At 44.0% G+C, this 16786-nt stretch carries 16 protein-coding genes; 8 read left to right on the forward strand and 8 right to left on the reverse strand.

What is annotated here, in order from left to right; translation table 11 throughout:
• The first annotated feature begins 5 nt into the window (after positions 1–5).
• A complete protein-coding gene (locus tag ATB78_RS06160; RefSeq protein ID WP_061008112.1) occupies positions 6–674 on the forward strand; it encodes a hypothetical protein in 669 nt (222 codons plus the stop codon).
• 328 nt (positions 675–1002) lie between these two features.
• Positions 1003–2493 carry a SulP family inorganic anion transporter gene (locus tag ATB78_RS06165; protein ID WP_061008113.1) on the forward strand — a complete coding sequence of 497 codons (1491 nt, stop codon included), beginning with the start codon at positions 1003–1005 and terminating at the stop codon, positions 2491–2493.
• 106 nt (positions 2494–2599) lie between these two features.
• Here ATB78_RS06165 and ATB78_RS06170 read toward each other — a convergent pair whose 3' ends face one another.
• Positions 2600–3046 carry an META domain-containing protein gene (locus ATB78_RS06170; protein WP_020194913.1) on the reverse strand — a complete coding sequence of 149 codons (447 nt, stop codon included), beginning with the start codon at positions 3044–3046 and terminating at the stop codon, positions 2600–2602.
• Between the two features lie 220 nt (positions 3047–3266).
• On the opposite strand from ATB78_RS06170, the gene ATB78_RS06175 reads away from it, so the two are divergent.
• Positions 3267–3515, forward strand: a complete 249-nt coding sequence (locus ATB78_RS06175; RefSeq protein WP_020194912.1) for a DUF1289 domain-containing protein — start codon at positions 3267–3269, stop codon at positions 3513–3515.
• A 192-nt stretch (positions 3516–3707) separates the two neighbouring features.
• Here the strand turns inward: ATB78_RS06175 and ATB78_RS30305 are convergent, their stop codons facing one another.
• Positions 3708–3929, reverse strand: coding sequence for a hypothetical protein (locus tag ATB78_RS30305; protein WP_009705808.1), 222 nt, complete (start codon positions 3927–3929; stop codon positions 3708–3710).
• A 446-nt stretch (positions 3930–4375) separates the two neighbouring features.
• Positions 4376–6079, reverse strand: coding sequence for a bifunctional UDP-sugar hydrolase/5'-nucleotidase UshA (gene ushA, locus ATB78_RS06185; RefSeq protein ID WP_054822706.1), 1704 nt, complete (start codon positions 6077–6079; stop codon positions 4376–4378).
• A gap of 348 nt (positions 6080–6427) precedes the next feature.
• On the opposite strand from ushA, the gene ATB78_RS06190 reads away from it, so the two are divergent.
• Together ATB78_RS06190 and ATB78_RS06195 are read left to right on the forward strand one after the other, a co-directional pair.
• On the forward strand, positions 6428–7132 hold the full coding sequence (locus tag ATB78_RS06190; RefSeq protein ID WP_061008114.1) for a GNAT family N-acetyltransferase: 705 nt from the start codon (positions 6428–6430) through the stop codon (positions 7130–7132).
• A gap of 15 nt (positions 7133–7147) precedes the next feature.
• Positions 7148–7657, forward strand: coding sequence for a GNAT family N-acetyltransferase (locus tag ATB78_RS06195; RefSeq protein WP_061008115.1), 510 nt, complete (start codon positions 7148–7150; stop codon positions 7655–7657).
• Positions 7658–7894: 237 nt separating this feature from the next.
• Here the strand turns inward: ATB78_RS06195 and rplY are convergent, their stop codons facing one another.
• Complete coding sequence (rplY, locus tag ATB78_RS06200) at positions 7895–8173, reverse strand: 50S ribosomal protein L25 (protein ID WP_005442281.1); 279 nt, start codon at positions 8171–8173, stop codon at positions 7895–7897.
• A gap of 422 nt (positions 8174–8595) precedes the next feature.
• On the opposite strand from rplY, the gene ATB78_RS06205 reads away from it, so the two are divergent.
• Together ATB78_RS06205 and ATB78_RS06210 are read left to right on the forward strand one after the other, a co-directional pair.
• Positions 8596–9330: a glycosyltransferase gene (locus ATB78_RS06205; RefSeq protein WP_020194908.1), complete on the forward strand. Its 735-nt coding sequence runs from the start codon at positions 8596–8598 to the stop codon at positions 9328–9330.
• A gap of 14 nt (positions 9331–9344) precedes the next feature.
• Positions 9345–10706: an LssY C-terminal domain-containing protein gene (locus ATB78_RS06210; RefSeq protein WP_061008116.1), complete on the forward strand. Its 1362-nt coding sequence runs from the start codon at positions 9345–9347 to the stop codon at positions 10704–10706.
• On the opposite strand, the gene ATB78_RS06215 is transcribed toward ATB78_RS06210, so the two are convergent.
• The 3 genes from ATB78_RS06215 to ATB78_RS06225 all read right to left on the reverse strand — a co-directional run bounded on the left by ATB78_RS06215 (position 10703) and on the right by ATB78_RS06225 (position 13209).
• Positions 10703–12052 (reverse strand): ATP-binding protein, encoded by a 1350-nt coding sequence (locus ATB78_RS06215; protein WP_061008117.1) that lies wholly within the window; start codon positions 12050–12052, stop codon positions 10703–10705. The two genes, ATB78_RS06210 and ATB78_RS06215, sit on opposite strands and share 4 nt — an antisense overlap.
• Entirely contained in the window at positions 12042–12701 is a 660-nt protein-coding gene (locus ATB78_RS06220; RefSeq protein WP_005442273.1) for a response regulator transcription factor, read from the reverse strand. Before ATB78_RS06220 ends, ATB78_RS06215 begins: the two co-directional genes overlap by 11 nt.
• An 88-nt stretch (positions 12702–12789) precedes the next feature.
• Positions 12790–13209, reverse strand: a complete 420-nt coding sequence (locus ATB78_RS06225) for a membrane protein (protein ID WP_005442271.1) — start codon at positions 13207–13209, stop codon at positions 12790–12792.
• Between the two features lie 339 nt (positions 13210–13548).
• Between ATB78_RS06225 and ATB78_RS06230 the strand changes: the two genes are divergently transcribed.
• Positions 13549–14892 (forward strand): GGDEF domain-containing protein, encoded by a 1344-nt coding sequence (locus ATB78_RS06230; protein WP_061008118.1) that lies wholly within the window; start codon positions 13549–13551, stop codon positions 14890–14892.
• A gap of 74 nt (positions 14893–14966) precedes the next feature.
• Here ATB78_RS06230 and ATB78_RS06235 read toward each other — a convergent pair whose 3' ends face one another.
• The gene (locus ATB78_RS06235; protein ID WP_039842563.1) at positions 14967–16721 is read right to left on the reverse strand and encodes a DEAD/DEAH box helicase; all 1755 of its coding nucleotides are present in this window, start codon (positions 16719–16721) and stop codon (positions 14967–14969) included.
• Positions 16722–16786: the final 65 nt, after the last annotated feature.

Below are 16786 nucleotides of genomic sequence, written 5' to 3' on the forward strand. Positions count from 1 at the left end.
CAACTATGTTTGTCGATACCGTTAAAAGCGCTTTCTCTTCATTGAGTGCAAATAAACAGGCTATTGCGAAAGCAACGGCGTTACCCATTCTCCTTTCTTTGATGCTGGATCTTGTTTTGAACTCAGCGCAAGGGGATGTCGCTCCTATTCTTGTTCAGATCCTGATGGCTGTTTTATCTGCAATCGTTGCAATCAACGTTCACAGCATCATTTTGAAAGGCCCTCAGTCTGTGCCGCAGTGGGGACGTTTCACGTTTGGAAAAATCGAAATGTGGTTTATCGGCCACTACTTGGCCATGACGGTGGCGGTGGTCGCAGTGGCTGCGATTTTCGCGATGATTAATCTTATCCTTGCAGCTATCGCGCTATTAGCGTTAAGCGTTGTGTGTTGTCGATTAGTCTTGGTTTTTCCTGCCATCGCGATTGGTAAAGGTGTTTCTTTTCCTTACGCGTGGAATCTTACTAAAGGCCATACCTGGTACATGATGAGCGTTGTGGTTATTGTGCCGCTTCTGTTTGGTTTGGCTATGTCTCCACTTGCGTTTTTACAGCTTCCTTTCTTGATGAGTCTTTTAAGCTTCTTCGTCACGATTGTTGGTATTGCCATTCTTTCCAAAGCTTATGAGCAATTAAGTGGCTTTGATGGAGAAGGTTACTCTCAACAGTCATTCTAAAAACGGTTGTTGCGATAATCCCTTATCCTGTAAGGCATAGAGATGATAAGAACGCTTCCTTTGTGAGGCGTTTTTTTGTGGCTTTCTGTAGGATTATTGACTTCGTTTTGTAAGAATTGATTACAATTTACATTTTTATAGTGATATAAAGCACACTTCTTTTGAGGGGATCACTCGCTGTTTGTCCTCATTTTTCGGCTCATCAACAGGAAAAGGAAGGTGCTTTTTGCTCATTAGTCCGCCTTAGAACGATCTCTCAGATGCGTTTGCATCACTCCCTTCACCGTGCGCAATGCACCAACTAAGGCAATACGTTTATGAGAGATTTATGTTTAAATTTACAAAAGATACTTGGTTCAACAATATTAAAGGAGATTGTTTATCAGGAGTTGTTGTAGCGCTGGCACTTATACCAGAAGCTATCGCATTCTCTATTATCGCGGGACTTGACCCTAAAGTTGGTCTATACGCCTCGTTTTCAATATGTGTCGTTATTGCGTTCACAGGCTCAAGGTCCGGAATGATTTCCGCGGCGACAGGAGCGATGGCGCTATTAATGACCACCTTAGTCAAAGATCATGGTTTGCAGTATCTGTTAGCGGCTTCTTTTTTCGCTGGCGTGCTTCAATTATTGATTGGATATTTGAGACTAGGGGACCTCATGCGTTTTGTATCCAAGTCGATTATGACGGGATTCGTTAACGCTTTGGCTATCTTGATCTTTATGGCTCAACTGCCTGAACTGACGAACGTTTCTTGGCCAGTTTATGCGCTGACTGCGTTAGGATTAGCCATTATTTATCTGTTTCCATACTTACCTAAAATCGGAAAAATGTTGCCTTCTCCATTGGTGTGCATTATCTCGGTGACGGTGATTGCGTTGATGTTTGATATCGATATCCGAACGGTTGGAGATATGGGGGATTTACCCGATTCGCTCCCTGTGTTCATGATTCCCGATATTCCCTTCAACCTTGAAACGCTCCAAATAATTTTCCCGTATTCGTTAGCACTCGCCATTGTTGGTGTGCTGGAGTCTCTTATGACGGCGTCGATCGTTGATGAGCTCACTGATACGGAAAGCGAAAAGAATGATGAGTGTAAAGGGCAGGGCATTGCGAATATGGTGGCGTCACTGTTTGGTGGCATGGCCGGATGCGCGATGATTGGTCAATCGATGATCAACATTCAATCTGGTGGTAGAACACGTTTGTCTACGCTTTGTGCGGGTGTGTTTTTGCTGATTATGGTGGTGTTCTTAGGAGATTACCTTAAGCAAATTCCAATGGCTGCTTTGGTTGCTGTGATGATCATGGTTTCTATCAGCACGTTTTCTTGGCGCTCTCTTGCTGAGATGCGTAAGCACAGTTTGCCAACTAACGTGATCATGGTATCCACCGTCATTGCTGTTGTTGCGACTCATAACCTCGCAATTGGCGTCTTAGTCGGCGTTTTACTTGCGTGTGTGTTTTACGTGAATCAAAGCCGCACCTTAATGAAGGTATCGGATGAGGTCATCGTTGATAATGACCATACGATTCACAAAGTACACGGCCAAATCTTTTTCGCTTCTGCTTACAGCTTTACCGATATGTTTGATTTCGAGAATGCGACTAAGTACATCACGATAGATTTATCCGATGCGCATTTTTGGGATATCACGGCAATATCTGCATTAGATAAAGCGATCATCAAGTTCCGAAAAGGTGGCTCTATTGTCGCTGTGAGAGGAATGAATGAAGCAACGCTGGATATGATTGATCGCCATGCGATTTATGATGATCCGGAAAAGCTTGCTAAACAAGGTATGGGACACTAGAAACAAAAAAAGCAGCCAAAAGGCTGCTTTTTTAGGAACTTGTGTATGTAGAAGCGATTGGTCTGCACATTAAGGCTTTAAAACCGCTCTAAAACTCAAGTTATGATTAGTTTACCCACTCACGCAGTGTGAACGTTAGTTCGTGATCTGCGTTTTTAAGTACTAGACCTTGGTCAGTCAGAGTAACGTCGCTCCAATCAGAAAGCGTTTCAGACATTACTTTTTCAATCTTCATTTGATCGCCTACACACATCATCATGGTCATCCCCATTTTTTCAATGCGTAGTTGGTTGTCTTTCAGTTCAGCTTGACCGAAGAAGTTGTTACAACCTGCGTTGCCGTTCGCCGTTAGGTTTTCACCGATTTCTAGACGAGGGGCTTTTTGTTGTTCTTCCAATGCGATGTTTTTGCCATCGATTTGAACCAGCTCCCAGTTATGGTGCTGTAGATCCTGAGCCGTAATTTCTTTCACATTATCACCGTTGCTAGCGCATGCAGTCATTAGAACTGGAAGAGAGATTGCTGCTACTAACGTTTTTAGGCTAAGCTTCATTTTATTGACTCCGTTTTTAGAAAACGTGGTAAGTATAGGTAATAAAACACTGTTTTTGTCAGCATACGGTTATGGTTTCGTATGTTTTTAAACACAGCGTATTTTATAACAGAGATCCCATTCCCGGTATTGAAATTCACAGAAAACTTCGAAATTTCTTACAGTTATTCGACTATAAGCGAATCGGGTCTTGATGAGATAACCAAAGAACGGGTTGAGCATGGAGCAACTGGAGTTTTTTACCGTCCCGAGTCCTTGTGTCGGAGTGTGTACCTCAGACGAAAAGGGCTATTGCAAAGGATGTATGCGTAAAAGAGAAGAGCGGTTTAATTGGCTGAGCTTTACCCCAGCGCAGCAGTTGCACGTTATTAAGTTGTGCCGTCAGCGTTATAGAAGAAAAGTACTGGCAGGAAAGGGGAAGGCAGAGCTACCTAAAGATGATTTGTCACCGCAACAAGATTTATTCTGATGGTTGGCTTGGGTTTTCACTATCTAACTAATCTGTCATAGCCATTCGTCGGCTTAGCTAACCACTTTATCGACTTATTTACCTTTTGATTGTCCAGTTCAACAACTATTCCCGGCCCAGTCTGAGAGGCTCATCCGTAAGAGCCGGGAAGTTCCTATCCATTTTCTCGCCCAAAAGAGTGAGCGTTTGGCGTTATTTTAAAGACCATTGGTCGCTTACCCAGCCTCCTGCTTGTTCGTCGAAGTGACTCCCGGCAAAGCGGTGGTTTTGTTCAACCTCTAGTTTACTCGCGGGCATTTCATCCATCAGTCGATGGATATAGTTTGCCATTGGATCAGTACACGATTCGCGCTCTCTACGAGTAACCACTTCTTTAATTAATTGCAGTCTATAGCTGTTGCTGGCTCGTTTCATTTTTGACCTCCAGAACTCGATGGCAGCAGTTTGAACACATTGGCGTTCATATCGCTGCTCATTGGCGTGAGCGTAGAAGCCCATCGCCTTCGTTTGAAGTTTGAGAGACAAATTGTTTGAGAGCAGTGTTTGTAACGCCATTCACGTCTTTCTCAGAATCATTGACTGCATGAATCAAAAATGACTCCAAAAACTCAGTTAATGAATCTGCATATTTGAAAGACCTTATCAAACATAGAAGCCGCACACAGGGGCGTCAATAACACAAATGAACATTTTTTGAACGATTTGTGAAGGTGGCGTTTTATCAGAGATTTAGCGCCAATAAAAAAAACGGAGCCACTTGGGCTCCGGTTGGTCTTAGAGTCAGTCTGACACGCCTTTATTTCGATTGTTATGCAACCGAATGGCTGTCAACGTCTAAGTGTAGACAATGTCTAGATAGATTAGCTACCAGAAGCAGGACAACCTTTCACTGGCTGACCGTTGCTGAAGTACTGGATGTTGCCTAGGTTTTTCTTGAAATCATCTGCTGAAATCTGAGGGTTCTTAGCAAAGAACTCACGTAGCACATAAGCATCTGTTAGCTGAGTAGATTCAACATCAATGATCGGGTAGTCATCGCCGCCCGCTGCGCTGAAGCTGATTACAGAGAAGGTGTACGTCGCTGCTGGATCGAAAGCTTTATTGTTGATTTCAGTAATCGTTACGTCACTTTCGTCACAGTTAACAGATAGTTTGATGTTATCCAGTTGAGCGTAAGCACCAGAACCCGCTGACTTAGTTGCAACTACGTCTAGGTACTCTTTCACTTCTGCACCCGTCATGGTCGCTTTAGTTACGAAGTTACCAAAAGGTTGTACCGTTAGTACGTCGCGGTAAGTGATGTCGCCAGTTTGGATTGAATCACGCACACCACCTGAGTTCATTACACCGAAGTCAGCGTTAACTAGCTCATAAGTACGGTACGCTTCACCCAGTAGGTGACCAAGGTTAGTTTGCTCAGAACGAACAACACTACGGTCACCTTCAAGTTTACCGTCAGTTGCTGAGATCACTTCATCTAGCAGGTCTTGACCTTGTTGTTGGTAAGGTAGAAGGATCGATTTCACTGTCGCATCGTGCTTGATGTATTCACCGATAACTTCATCGTTATCATCAAGAAGGTTCACAGGGATCAGAGCGTAGTTCGCTAGGTGAAGTTTGCCATCGTAGTATTCGAAGTCTGCACGACCTACGTATTTACCCCACTCATGCGCTTGCATGATGTAAGTACCGTTTTGTTGATCTGGCGTACAGTCATCACCTGGTTTGAAGTCAGCGTAGTTATTGGTACCTGGCTCCATACATACAGGGTTTTGAGAGTGGCCACCGATGATCGCGTCTAGCTCACCTTCTTCAAGAGAACGTGCAAGTAGAACATCACCAGGTGCTTCGCTGCCGTGTTGACCATCTTGGTAGTGGCCCATGTGAGTTGTAGCGAATACTAGGTCAACTTTTTCGTTTGCTTCGATTTCTGCAAGTACTTTTTGGATTTCAACTTGTGGATCTTCGAAGTAGATATCAGCAACGTTGTCTGGGTTTACCAGTTTCGCTGTGTCTTTTGTTGTAAGACCGATTACCGCTACTTTAAGGCCGTTAATCGTGAATACTTTGTAAGGGGCGAAGTAACGCTCGTCAGTTACTTTACCGTCTGCATCTTTCTTGTAGATGTTCGCTGCTAGCATAGGGAAGTCTGCTAGCTCAGCTTGCATGTCTAGAACATCTAGAGAGTTATCGAATTCGTGGTTACCCACTGCCATTGCATCGTAACCAATCAGGTTCATACCTACGAAGTCTGGTACTGCATCTTGCATATCTGACTCTGGTACACCTGTGTTGATGTCACCACCAGATAGAAGAATACTCTCACCGCCGTTTGCAGCAACTTCTGCACGAATAGACTCGATAAGCGTTTTACGAGCAGCCATGCCGTACTCGCCATCACTGTTGTGCCAGAAACGACCGTGGTTATCGTTAGTGTGTAGAACCGTGAACTTAGTACATGAGTCTGCTGTGTCACAGGTCACTGGAGAGTTGTCGCTGTCTGAGCCACATCCTGCTAGCGCAGCGCCGACCGAAAGTACCAAAAGGGATTTGGAAAACTTCATAAGGGATCCTTTCTTTGTGATTTTGTTATTGTTACGGCGTGCAATATACGGAAATAGTGTGAAACTTTAGTGATCTACTTCTTATTTATAGTTTTGTTGAATAAGGGAAATTACGGCACTGCAAAGCATGTCGATAAATAAACAGAAATCGTATTTAGTAAAGGTTTGATCCATTATTGAATTAAAAGTGTGAGCGGTTTAATTGAATGCATTTTGTTTATGTGAATCAATACGCGTTTTGGTGAGATATAAAGCAAACTTTGGTGATTATTTTGCCAAATTCATGTCTTCTTAATGCTAAAGAAACAAATAGTTATACTTTTCTGTACGCTGTGTTGAGAGGAAGGGATGCTCAAAAAAACAACCGCGCTTGCCGCAGAAATCGATTGCTCATGGCAGAAACTGTTCAACGTGAACGGTAATTTGTACAACGGCTATTCTTATGACCCACATTATTGGCAAAAGTTCTCCGATCTTTGTGCTGTATTTTTATACCAATCTGACGCCTGTACGTATATATCCTGTCCTCCAAGTTTATGGGAACGAATTAAACATTTTCAGACCAATGAGCTGGAGAGAAAATTAAATAACAAGCAATTGTTCTGTGAATACGACGATGTCGACTACTATTTATTTAATGACGTTAACGTCAACAAAGACGACGAAGTGATTTCTCTTTCTATTGAGTCGGATCGTGAGTTGCTCGAATCCTTTTTATGTCGTGAGAGTGAAGAAGATATTTTAAAGGCGGATTTTGACCTCGATAGCCATTTTTTCTATGGTATCTTCGACAACAAAGAACTGGTCGCTGTGCTTGCTTCATACTGTTATCAAGGAAAAGAACCATTCGAGTCTTTGTCCATATTAGTTTCCCCAAATTCGAGAGGGAAAGGTTATGGGAAACGGCTGCTTGGCCACTTAATTAATGAAGTGAAGACTAGGCAGCGCACAATTAGGTATCGAGTAAATATTGAAAATACGATCTCAATAAAGCTGTGCCAGTCATTAGGTTTTGAAGCGTACAGCCGTCAGAGGGTGTTTACTCAGGAATAACGAGAAAGGCGAGCAATGGGATATACAGTTAGAAATGCAGTGAGAGACGAAGCGAGTTATATCGCCAAGATACACGTTGATTCCTGGCAAGTTGCTTACAGAGGGTTGATGCCGCAAAGCTATATTGACCAGTTCACTCGAGAGCGTCGAGAACGAATGTGGACGCGAGTGATGACGGAGCAACTGGCAAACCTCATCGTTGTCGAAAAGCAAAAAGAGATTGTCGGTTTTCTGAGTTATGAACTGCCCAATCATTCAAGTGAAGATAAGACAGCGATTGTAACCTGTTGCTATGTTTCCCCTTTATATTACGGGCAGGGTGCAGGCAGTGCATTGATTGATGAGTTAGAAACAAGATTGCTGTCAACGCCTGTGATGCAAATTAGCCTTAAGGCGTTAGATACCAATAAGCAGGGGCTGAATTTCTATAAGAAGTGCGGTTTTGTGCGCTCTGGAGAGGAAGAGGCCGAGGTTATTGATGATATGACGCTAAACGACGTCACATTGGTGAAGTATATAGCGTGAACCTAGTGCTTAAGCTCACATTTGTCTGAACTGAAATGCCCAATGCAAAGCTTGGTTGAATAGAGAGTCGTTTATCAGACTCTAAGTGTAGGGGAGATTTACGTTTACCCTAAATAGTAAAACCCCGGAGGTGGTAAGTCTCCGGGGGTTTGAAATTTTTTAGATATCTCGGTTGGTAAGTCCGATAATCTTTATGCAAAAGGTTTGGATTTTATCCGTTAATTCCTTGGTAGGGAATTAGATACGGATGAAGTCCATGTGCTCAACTTTTGGCTTGTAAGCGTGACGTTGAACGTCTTGTGGCTTAACTTTAACTTCAGCGCCGTCGATCACTAGAACGATACCTTCGTAGAACTCAGGCTTGTCCATTTGGTTAACGATGTCGTCGTGGTTAAGAACGATAGCAACTGCTGCTGCTTCACCGCCGTATACAACTGCAGGGAATTTGCCAGCGTGACGTAGGCGGCGGCTCGCACCTTTACCTAGTTCAGTACGTACTACTGCTTCGAATTTCATAGTATTTACTCTCAAATTAGTAAAAAATAAAACTTTACAAACACAATGCGACCTTGTGTTCGTAGTAAAGCTTGAAACAGGAACTGTTCAAGCGAGCGCGGATACTATCATCCTGCTCTACATTCAGCAACCAAAATTGTACCTAAATCACCAAAAAGCCAGTAATTCTTCGTCAAGAAGAGTGTCTGTTTTGTGGTGTCGGCAAAACTTTGTCCGCATTGCGCTGACTTTAACCTATTTGGCTCTTTGTCAGCACGTTTTTATTTGCCTAGGACTCAATCCTCTTCCCAAGTTAATTCATTCATTAACGACATCTGTTATTCACAAAATGAACGCAAAATGAATGTTGACCTCAGTAACCGTTAAGTCAGTCGGTTCTATTCTCCATCGTACATAAACGGACAACCTCAATGGAGCACACTATGAATCCTATCAGTATCGTGATTATTACCCTCAATGAAGAAAAACGTATTGGTCGACTACTTGAAGACTTAACCAAACAAACTCACCAGAACTTTGAAGTGATCGTGGTGGACTCGAACAGCGAAGATTCGACACGTGAAGTTGCACAAGCTTACGAAAGCTCATTACCAGAACTTACCGTTCATCAAATGGAGACTCGTGGTGTCAGCTTAGGACGTAACACCGGGGCAGAGTTGGCGAAATACGAACGTATTCTTTTCTTGGATGCAGACGTACGTTTGCCAAGCGACTTTCTAAGTCGTGCAATGAGCAAGTTAGAAGACGCTAAGTTAGAAGTGGCTGGTGTCTATATGGGCGCTAAAGACTTACCAATGGCGCACAAGCTAGGCTATGGCATGTTTAACGCGGGTTTGTTTATTACTCAGTACACATTCCCAACTGCGGTAGGCGCTTGCATTTTCTCTACCAAGCGTGCGCACAAAGAGATAAACGGATTTGATGAGTCTATTACGCTTTGCGAAGATTGTGATTACGTGAAACGAGCCTCAAAAACATGGCGATTCCGCTTTTTACCAATGACGTTCGAATTCGATCCGCGTCGTTTGGAGCAAGATGGTTTCTTTAAAATGGGCATGACCTATTTCAAAGCCAATGTGCGTCGATTCTTCTTTGGAGAAATGCGCAACAACGAGATGGAGTACAAATTCGGTCACTATAAAGATCAACACTCATAATCGTCGGAGGCTGTATGCTGGAAGCGATCAGTCTGTTCTTCGGGGCATTTCTGGATGCGACGATTGGACCAAATCTCTTTGTCCCGGGCGAGCCGTTTCTGCTCGCTGCGGGCTATCAATTACACCAAGGCATCATTTGGGGCGTAATCGCCGTCCTTGTTGGTGGTTGGCTTGGTGATCAACTCAGTTACTTTATTGGCAAACGTTCGGGCTCTAAAGCCCAGAGAAAACTAATTCATTGGCAAGCTAAGACGAAGCGCCCAATTGCCCGTTGTCGCCTGCTGATGAAAAAGCGTGGTAACGTCATTTTGATCTTTGCACGCCTACTAGGCCCTGTCGCTTGGGTCGTGCCATTTATGGCCGGTTCAGTGAACGTCAGTTGGAAGCGCTTTACTGTCTGTTCATCAATCGGTTTGATACTCGGTGTTGGGCAATTTGTCGTTGCTGGATACTTGCTTGCTGCAGGTTTACAAACTTGGTTGCCACTGGATTCCCTAAAGTTAATCTTAATCGAACATAAACTTCTTATCGCTTCGGTATTGGTGGCTGTGACATTTACCGTTGTTGCGTGGAAAAAGAATTGGTCACGCAAGTGGACCAAATCACTGACGGCATTAGTGCTGTGTTTGGTTGCGGCGAATTACGGGCATTTTTTCTATCTTGCTGACGATAATGTTGAGCAAGTCGAGTCCACTGAGATTCAACCAATCGCGTTTAACGATCTTGGTTTTAAAGTGTATCCAGGACGTTCCAATGTGTTTGATGCTCAGGCCGTAAACTTGGTCTACGTCGGTGAATCACCAAGAACCTTAATGCAAGAACTCGGTTGGCTAGAAAATCAAACATTCTCAAGAAACGATATTGAGCTGTCTGATTATGTGAGTTTGTTGAAGCAAAAGCTGCCTCCTGTGTCGGATTTGTTTTGGAATGGCAAACCACAAGCGATGGCATTTCAAGAACCCGGAAGCTTACTTAAACGTTCTCATATACGCTGGTGGCAAGCAGGACACGAGGCAAGCTCAAATCAGTCGGTTTGGGTAGGGGCGATAAGCTATGATGATGGACTCAAATTAGCGCATTACTCCGGTATTGTGACTGTGCTGCATCGGATTGATCCAAACGTAGACAGTGAAAGAGACCGTCTGGCGAATCAAATCGAAATGAGTCATCTAGCCTTAGTAGGGGAATTGCATTCGTTGGCGCAACCTGTCGCAATGGACAATAAACATGACTATTACTCAGATGGGAATGTATTGTTGATTAGCGAGCCTTCACTTGCTTTCAATGTGCTTAATCAGAGCTCAGATACAAAAATGGCACCTAACGATGAAGTATCGATAAGTGCCATTTCAGAGTTATCACCGGATGTGATTTAAGCTCGACTCTTTTGCAAAATAAGGGTGGCCTTTAAACCGCCCATTTTACTTTCTGAGAGTTCAAGTTGGCCTCGGTAACTGTGTGCCATTTCATTCACGATGTTCAAACCCAAACCAGAACCCGGAGTGGTTTCATCCAGTCGGTAGCCACGCTTAATCACTTGACATAGTTGCTCAGCAGGAATCCCCGGACCATCGTCTTCAATAACGATGTGAATGTTGTCTTTGTCCAAGGTTGAATGAACACGAATGATGCTGTTTGCCCATTTGTAGCCGTTTTCTAGCAAGTTACCCACCATCTCATCAAGGTCAGTTTTCTCTACTGCCACATTCAGTTCAGAATCGAGCTCGTTAATCAATGTGACATCACGGTGCGCATAGACTTTATCAAACGCCATTGAAATGGCATCAACTCGCTCCGAAGGGTTCGATTTCACCGAAAGGATGTTCATTGAGCCAGCCATACGAGCACGACCTAAGTGATAGTCGATGTGCTGCTGAATCTGCGTGATTGGCGCGTTCAAGCGATCTTGCTCTTCGGGCTTTAAGGTTTGCACTTCGTTTTTCAAAACCGAAAGCGGCGTTTTAAGCGCATGAGACAAGTTCCCGGCATGGTTACGAGCACGCTCAAGCAGTTCTTGATAATGGAATAACAGGGCGTTGAGGTCTGAGATTAGCGGCGAAATTTCTTTCGGGTACTCTTCTTCCAAGCCTTTTTTATTGCCGGATTTTAGCTCTGCTAACTCTCTTTGTAACTTAGTCAGCGGGCTTAAAGACCACGCAATTTGCAGCAAGATAACGGCGAGTACGCCAGCAAACAGCAATCCCAAGATAATCCAAAGTTGCCCAGTTAAAGATTGAATCGTGCCCTCAATTGGGTCCTCGTCGATACCAATGATGACATCAATAGGGCCGTCATAATCAGGAAGGTAAAGGGTCTTCTTCAACGTGATGAGCTTTTCATCGCGCGCGCCAAAAGCATCTTTATCCAAGCCTTTGTATGCGATTTTTTTGTCCCACAGAGAGCGAGATCGTTCTAAGCTCGTCTCGGTAGAAGCGCTCCAGTATAAGCCACTGTATGGGCGGCTAAATCTTGGGTCGGAAAGTTGGGTAGGGAGGGTGAGTTTGCCTTTGCTGTCGACTTCAAGTTGGGCGGCGATTTCGTCCATGTAAACATTCAATTGCGAACGAGTGTCGTCTACCATGTAGCTATAAACTTGAGTCGGGATTGTTACGCCAGCAGCAAGGATCATTGCGGTCAGCCAAACGACCGCAGCTAAAACTAAGCGACTCTTAATACTGAGCCGCTTAAGTACGTGTATAGAAGGCCTTGCTTTATTCGGCATTCAGTTGATACCCCAAGCCACGAACGGTCTTGATGATTTTCGGTGCGATTTTCTTACGAATACGACCAATGAACACTTCAATGGTGTTTGAGTCGCGGTCGAAATCTTGCTTATAAATGTGCTCGACCAACTCGGTACGGGAAATGACTTTTTCAGGGTTGTGCATGAAGTACGCCACCACTTTGTACTCTAGCGCGGTTAAGCTGACAGCTTGGCCTTGCCATAGAACTTTTGATGAGCGCGTATCTAAGCTTAAATCACCAATCTGCATGACAGGTGATGCGTTACCTGAAGCACGACGCAGTTGAGCGCGGAGACGTGCAGTAAGTTCCACCATTTCAAATGGCTTAGTCAGATAATCGTCGGCACCTGCATTCAAACCTTCAACACGTTGAGATAGAGTGTCACGAGCACTCAAAATCACCACAGGTGTATTAATGTTTTCGTCTCGAATGCCTTTTAGAACCGTCAAACCATCGAGTTTTGGTAAACCAAGGTCGAGTACGATCGCATCCCATTCTTCAGAGGTGGCGCGATATAAAGCATCGATGCCATCTTGAGAAAGCTCTGGCACCCAGCCATTGTTTTCCAACGTTTCTAAAATCTGTTCGCCTAAGCGAGGTTCATCTTCGACAACAAGTATTTTCATATTCTTTCTTCTTATTATGCTTAGTGACTATTTATGAATGATCAGGTTATGAGTGATCAGGTTGTTAGTAACCAGTGCTTGTGATTGATTACTGTGGCTTGAGTGCTTTATTAAAGTTACGACCTTTGATTTCGAGCATTTCCAGTGTTGCTGCGTCGTATTCCACTTTGATTACGCTGTCATTGAACAGGATTTTCAGCTCGTATACCCACTCATCATCGTCTTCTTCAAGTTCTACTTTAATAATACGCCCATACAGATCATTCTCCACTGCTTCATACATATCAGAGAAAGGGCGAATATAGCCTTTCTGAACGGCGCGGTAGACTTCATCCTGATCTTCATCGAACTCGATTCGTGTTCCTGGTTTTTCGACGTCACGAACAATGGCATGACCGTCTTTGTCATCATGATGATCATGGTGAGACGCAAAGCTTGGTGCAGACAATAAAAGCGGTACTAAACCTAGCAGCACAGGCAGCTTGCGTGGTGTGAAGGATGTAGACATAGCAAAGCCTTTTTCGGAGAGTTAGCAAAATTATATCGGCTCGTACATGAATGGAAAGTGAATACGAAATCGAGTTCAAATTTTTCTACCTTCGTTACGATAAAAAAATAATTTCTGTAATTTAAATGGCTTATAGAGAGATTTAACAGTAATTAGGCACTGGTCGGATTTGCATTTCGCAATATGCCTATAACCAAAAACCTAACAAATGTATATTTTTCGCGCTATACGCTGCTGATATAAATATTACATATAGTTGGTCTGGACAAATGATAGGGCATTTTAATTGGATAGCTCGGTGCAGTTCCTAGTGTATGCATGGAGTTCTTAGGGTAGAGAATGCTTCTGTTTAAACTGTCGAAAAATCCTCTGGTCATTTCGTTACTGGTCTATGTTGCTGTCGTTTCTTCGATGAGCTTTTGGGCCATCAATCGCAGTGAAAAAGAGTTCGCTTCCATCGCCAATTATCTGGAGCTCTACAAAAGCACTGCGGTCCTAACTGGATTGAGAATTCAGTCTGACCTAAAACACGATTCTCAAGTCTCCCTTACATCAGAGCATATAAACCAATCGCAACGAGTTAAATCATTAAACGATGACGAACTCAACCACAGCGAAAAGATTGCGTTCACCGTATTAGAAGACCTTTATCAGTACAACCGCGAGCTTGCGGAAAGACCCAACGTTCACATTTACTATCGCTCTTACACAGGGCAAAAGCTTATCTTCTCGAAAGCAGGGGACAACCTCGCTATTGAGCCCTCAATGTTCGATCCCGCTTTATGCAGTCAAACTCGCGATTGCACCTTGAATATGCACGACTCTGATTTAGCCGACCGAGTTGTTTTTTCTGAAAACTTTAATAATACCGAGACAGGAGAAACGACATTCAGCATCTCAAGTCCTGTTTATAGTGACGGGAGCATCGTTGGTGATGTGGTCGTTGAAGTTCACGTCAACTATGAGTTTTTGGAAGGGCAGAGCTTATCGACGGAGAAAGTGAACGGACACTATTACGTCACTATCGGGCATGCAAATTATCCGTTTTATGATCTCGCTGGAGGGCTAATATTGCCGCTTGATAACGTCAGCGTGGTGATCTATCAATTGCCTGTCGTGAAGGTGATCATCGATAACCTTTGGGTGTTGCTGGTGACTTGGGTTTTGGTTCGAACTTATCACCGCCTTTACTCTTCCAATATAAAGCATAGGGATCACTTAGCGCATGCGATTAAAAGTGCCAGTCGGGATGAATTGACCGAGTTATACAATCGCAAGGTATTTGAAGATCAGGACTTTGAAGATGCACTCAAAGATGGGCACTATTCGGTGATTCTTATCGATGGCAAAAAGTTTAAGCAAATCAATGATACCTATGGACATAAAGCGGGTGACCTAGCGCTTATTCATATCGCTAGAATGATGAAATCGACCTTTAGGCAGAGTGATTGGTTGATTCGCCTTGGTGGTGATGAGTTTGTGGTTGTTATGCCACATTGCCCACTAGAGTCTGCAGAGGAACTTGCTGCGAACCTGCGAGATACCATCGCTGCAAGACCATTAGTGCGTTATGGCATAGAAGTTGGTGTGACAACAGGGGTAGCGAAAGGAACGAGTGACGAGTCTCTGCTTGATGTGATTGAACTGGCCGATCAAGACATGTATCAGTACAAGGACATTTGAGTCTAAGTCTTAAAGTGAAACAGCGCCGAAGTGGGCGCTGTTTGTCGTTTTATGGCTGGGTGATGCTTGAATTTTTACTGCTTGAGTTCGTCTTCGAAGATCTTATCGCGTAACTTCCAGAAACGACCTGATTTACGAGCAATAACAAATTGAGGCAAACGGAAACGATGTTGGTTTGCCACCACTTTCGTTGGTGATGCTTCTTCAAATGGACGATGTTTGTCGGCAAGGTGAGGGCGCACAAACTGGTCTTTGAAGGTTTGCTTCTGTTTTTTGGTATTCAGTGACCAGAACTCATGCACCAATGCGTTCCCTTCACCTTGATAGGTTTCACCAGAGTATGTCACTTTTAGTTGTGACTTACCGTCACTGGACTTAAATACCGACAAATCCATTTCTGTACATTCGAAGATCAGCGCATCTTTCAGGTTTAATGCTTCTTTGAGTTTTTTGTCTGGGTCGACAAGGGTGGCATCGCATTCATGACAAATACGCGCTGCAATGTCGTTATCAGCGCCACATTCTCCGCAGTATTTCGCTCTGAAGCGATAACCACAGTGTTCACGCTCTCCGGTTTCATCATCTTCAAAATACCCTTGGCAGCGACGACCAAAGTGTTCAAGCAAAAAGCCATTGCTGTCTAACTTGCCCCAGAAGTTGTTATTAAAGCCGCAAGCAGGGCATGGAATGGTGATAATTTCGCTGGTGGAATCTGGCTTAGGATCGCCCACTTCAGGTTGATATAAGTCATAGCTGTTGCCGGCGTAATCCAGAACTAAACATTCAGATTTGCCTTCCGACAGGCGCAAACCACGACCAACAATTTGTTGATACAAGCTAACGGATTCAGTCGGACGCAGAATCGCGATTAAATCCACATGTGGCGCGTCGAAGCCTGTGGTTAAAACGGACACGTTGACCAAGTACTTAATTTCACGGTTCTTGAACGACTGAATAATGGCATCGCGCTCAGGTGTTGGCGTATCACCAATCACTATCGCGGTTTCACCTTCAGGCAGTAATCCATGGATTTCTTGGGCATGGCGAACCGTGGCAGCAAACACCATGACGCCTTTACGTTCTTTGGCGTATTGAATGATTTGCTCAACGATTTGCGGCGTCGCACGTTTGGCTTTGTCGATCACCATGTCCATTTCCGCTTCTTTGTATCGACCCGTGTTCGCTGGTTTTAGCTGCGAGAAGTCATAAGACAAGACGGGCGCATCCATCATACGTGCTGGTGTTAAGAAGTTTTCGTCTAGTAAATAACGGATAGGGAGCTCGAAGATACAGTCACGGAAAAAGCGTGATTCTTCAGTGCGAACCTGCCCACGGGTGTGATACTGGTAAATCCAACCCATACCTAAGCGATATGGTGTTGCGGTTAAGCCCAAAACTTTAATGCCCGGGTTAAGCTCTCTTAGGTGTGTGATTACTTTTTGATAGCTGCTGGTTTTTTCATCGGGTACACGGTGGCATTCATCAATGACGAGCAAAGAAAACTGGTTCTTGAAGGAATCCAGATTACGCACTACAGATTGCACCGACGCAAACACCACTTGTTGATCGGTTTCTTTTCGCCCAAGCCCCGCTGAAAATATTGAGCCTTTCAGTCCATAGCCTTCGTACTTGGCGTGATTCTGTTCCACCAATTCTTTTACGTGAGCAAGTACCAGCACTCGACCTTTGGCAAGCCTTGCTAACTCTGCAATGACCAAGCTTTTCCCCGCACCTGTAGGCAGCACAATGACCGCTGGTGTAGAGTGTTTACGAAAATAGTGAATCACCGCTTTTACAGAGTCGGCTTGGTATGGTCGAAGGGTGTACATGAAAATCTGTGAAATTGCTCAACTATTCGAATTAGGATCGCTATAATACCCGACCTTAAACATTA

Origin of the sequence: Vibrio sp. CUB2 (genome assembly GCF_001557945.1) — a bacterium.
GTDB classification, from domain to species: Bacteria; Pseudomonadota; Gammaproteobacteria; order Enterobacterales; family Vibrionaceae; genus Vibrio; species Vibrio owensii.